The sequence below is a fragment of the Aeromonas sp. s13 genome, assembly GCF_040907905.1.
Lineage (GTDB): Bacteria > Pseudomonadota > Gammaproteobacteria > Enterobacterales > Aeromonadaceae > Aeromonas > Aeromonas veronii.
In genome coordinates this window covers 1-2,619 of record NZ_JBFOCS010000008.1, presented here as the reverse complement: position 1 = coordinate 2,619, position 2,619 = coordinate 1, and the positions used below count along the sequence as shown (strand labels likewise).

The window sequence follows — 2,619 nt, the reverse complement described above, 5'->3', positions numbered from 1 at the left end:
GGCCACTTCGCGCTTGGCGGGTTACTATCTCGCTCTCGTTTCGATCAAGGGTTTCACCTGTCTCATGCCGATGGATCTCTCTGGCCTGCTGCGCCGACTGCTGACCGATAGTCACATCTACTTCGCTCTCAAAGTGCTGCTGGCCATTCTCGGTCTGCTCGCCTTCACCCTGGCCACCGGCAATATCCAGCTCACCGTGCTGCTCTCCCTCGGGGTAGTGGCGGGCGCCATCGCCGAAACCGACGACAGCCTGTGGGGACGCCTTAAAAACCTCGCCATGACGCTGATTTGCTTCATGTTCGCGTCCCTGTGCGTACAGTATCTCTACCCCACCCCCTGGCTGTTTGCCATCGGGCTGGCCAGCTCCACCTTTATCTTCGTGATGGTGGGGGCGCTCGGCGCTCGCTACGCCACCATCAGCTTCGGCTCGCTACTCATCGCCATCTACACCATGCTGGGTGCCGCCAAGGCACCGGATCTCTTCTACCAGCCACTGGCCCTCGGCGCTGGTGCCCTCTGGTACGGGCTGGTCTCGTTTATCTGGCTCTGGCTGCTGCCCTACAAGACCCTGCATGAGCAGCTGGCCCAGAGCTACTTCGCCCTTGGCCGCTACCTGCTGGAAAAGTCCCGCTTCTTCCCTGCGGACGAGCACGGCGCCCAGGCCATTCGCCACAATCTGGCCCAGCTCAACATCAATCTGGTGAGCGCGCTGACCCTCACCAAGTCGGCCCTCAACGCCCGCCTGAGCCGCCGCCATCCGGCCAGCCCGGAGCTTGCCAGCCTGCTGCGCCTCTACCTGCTGGCGCTGGAAATTCACGAACGCGCCACCTCCAGCCACTACCCTTACAGCCGGCTGGAAGCGGAGCTCAAGCAGGGCATCGTACTGGAAGGGTTTCAGGAGGTGTTCCTGCAACTCTCCGAGGCGTGCCAGCGGCTCGGTTACGCCATTCTGGTGCACAAGCCCTACGCCCATAACAAGCGCATCCACTGGACGCTTGAGGCCCTTGGCGATCAGCTGGAGTTCACCAATCTCAAGCAGCACTACCCGAAAACCCTGCTGACGCCGATGAAGTTCCTGCGCCGCAATCTGGCCAGCATCAACCAGCTGCTGGGCAGCGCCGAAGTGCTGCAAAACCCCGAGCAGCCGGAGCAGGAGCTGCCCGCGCTGGCGCGCCCGCCACGCCTGCCACTGCTGACCCAGCTCAAGCAGCACCTCACCTTGCACTCCATGGTGTTTCGCCATGCGCTGCGCCTCTCCTTGGGGCTGGTGATCGGCTACGGCATACTGCAAGCCTTTGATCTGGAAAAGGGCTACTGGATTTTGCTGACCGTGCTGTTTGTCTGCCAGCCCAGCTATAGCGCCACCCGCCGCCGACTGGTGCAGCGGATGCTCGGCACCTTCGCCGGTATTCTGGTGGGTATTCCGGTGCTCTGGCTCTTCCCCGAGCTGCACGTTCAGCTGGTGGTGATGGGGCTGGCCGCCTTCCTGTTTTTCACCCAGGTGCGCAACAACTACAGCGCCGCGGTCTGCTTTATCACCCTCTACGTGCTGATGGCGTTCAACCTGCTCGATGGGATCGGCTTTGCCATTCTGGGGCCACGGCTGCTCGATACCCTGCTCGGCTGCCTCATCTCCTACGGGCTGGTGGCCTGGCTCTGGCCGGACTGGCAGTACAAGCGGCTGCCGACCCTTATCGCCAATTCGCTCTCGGCCAACGCCCGCTATCTCTCGGCAGTGCTGGCGAGCCTCAAGCAGCAGCGGGACGAATCCATCGACTATCGGGTGGCGCGCAAGAGCGCCCATCTGGCGGACAGCGAGCTGGCCACCGCCTGGCAGAGCATGCTGGTGGAGCCGCAAAAACGCCGCCGCTTCCTCGATCTCTGCTTTACCCTCACCTGGCGCAACCACGCCCTGCTCTCCTACATCTCGGCGCTGGGGGCTCATCGCGACAAGCTGGAAGCCATCAGCGGGCTGGATGAGGTGCGCCACCACATCTGCCACACCCTGGAGCAGGCCGCCGGTCATCTGGCGGGCAACCCCTCCAGCTCCATCGGAGGTCAGTGCCCGGTTATAAGTCCGGATAGCAGCGAGGAGCAGCTGATGCTGACCCAGCAGCTCAACCTGATCAGCGAGCTGGCGGATCAGCTACTGCATCTGGCCAACGAGAGCCGGTTGCTCACCGGGGATCAAGGCGCTACCATGCCCGCCCAATCCTGATAGCCCCATTAGCGAGGAGCCCCCATGTCTGCGTCCGAAAAACATCAGCTGGAATTCAACGGCCAACTCATCGAGACCGATGCCAAGGGCTACCTGCTCAACAGCAACGACTGGAGCGAGGAGCTGGCGCTGGTGCTGGCTGCGCAGGAGGGGATCACGCTTGAGGAGCCGCACTGGGAAGTGGTGCGCTTTGTGCGCGCCTTCTATCTGGAGTTCAACACCTCCCCCGCCATCCGCGCGCTGGTCAAGGCGATGGAGAAGCAGTACGGCCCTGAGAAGGGCAACAGCCGCTACCTCTACAAGCTGTTCCCGGAAGGCCCAGCCAAGCAGGCAACCAAGATTGGCGGCCTGCCCAAACCGGTGAAGTGCATCTGATCCCATGCATCTCATCCCATAACAAC

Annotated in this window: 2 protein-coding genes; both read left to right on the top strand. The window is 62.5% G+C overall.

Annotation, left to right across the window (positions count from 1 at the left end; translation table 11 throughout):
- Nucleotides 1-64 precede the first annotated feature (64 nt).
- Nucleotides 65-2,218, top strand: coding sequence for a YccS family putative transporter (gene yccS / locus AB5Y82_RS01200; protein WP_108571638.1), 2,154 nt, complete (start codon nt 65-67; stop codon nt 2,216-2,218).
- A gap of 24 nt (nt 2,219-2,242) precedes the next feature.
- Nucleotides 2,243-2,593: a TusE/DsrC/DsvC family sulfur relay protein gene (locus tag AB5Y82_RS01195; protein WP_019446869.1), complete on the top strand. Its 351-nt coding sequence runs from the start codon at nt 2,243-2,245 to the stop codon at nt 2,591-2,593.
- The last annotated feature ends 26 nt before the right edge of the window (nt 2,594-2,619 follow it).

Coding starts and splice junctions, on each gene's coding strand:
- yccS (WP_108571638.1), top strand. CDS start 65: ATGCCGATGGATCTCTCTGGCCTGCTGCGCCGACTGCTGACCGATAGT.
- AB5Y82_RS01195 (WP_019446869.1), top strand. CDS start 2,243: ATGTCTGCGTCCGAAAAACATCAGCTGGAATTCAACGGCCAACTCATC.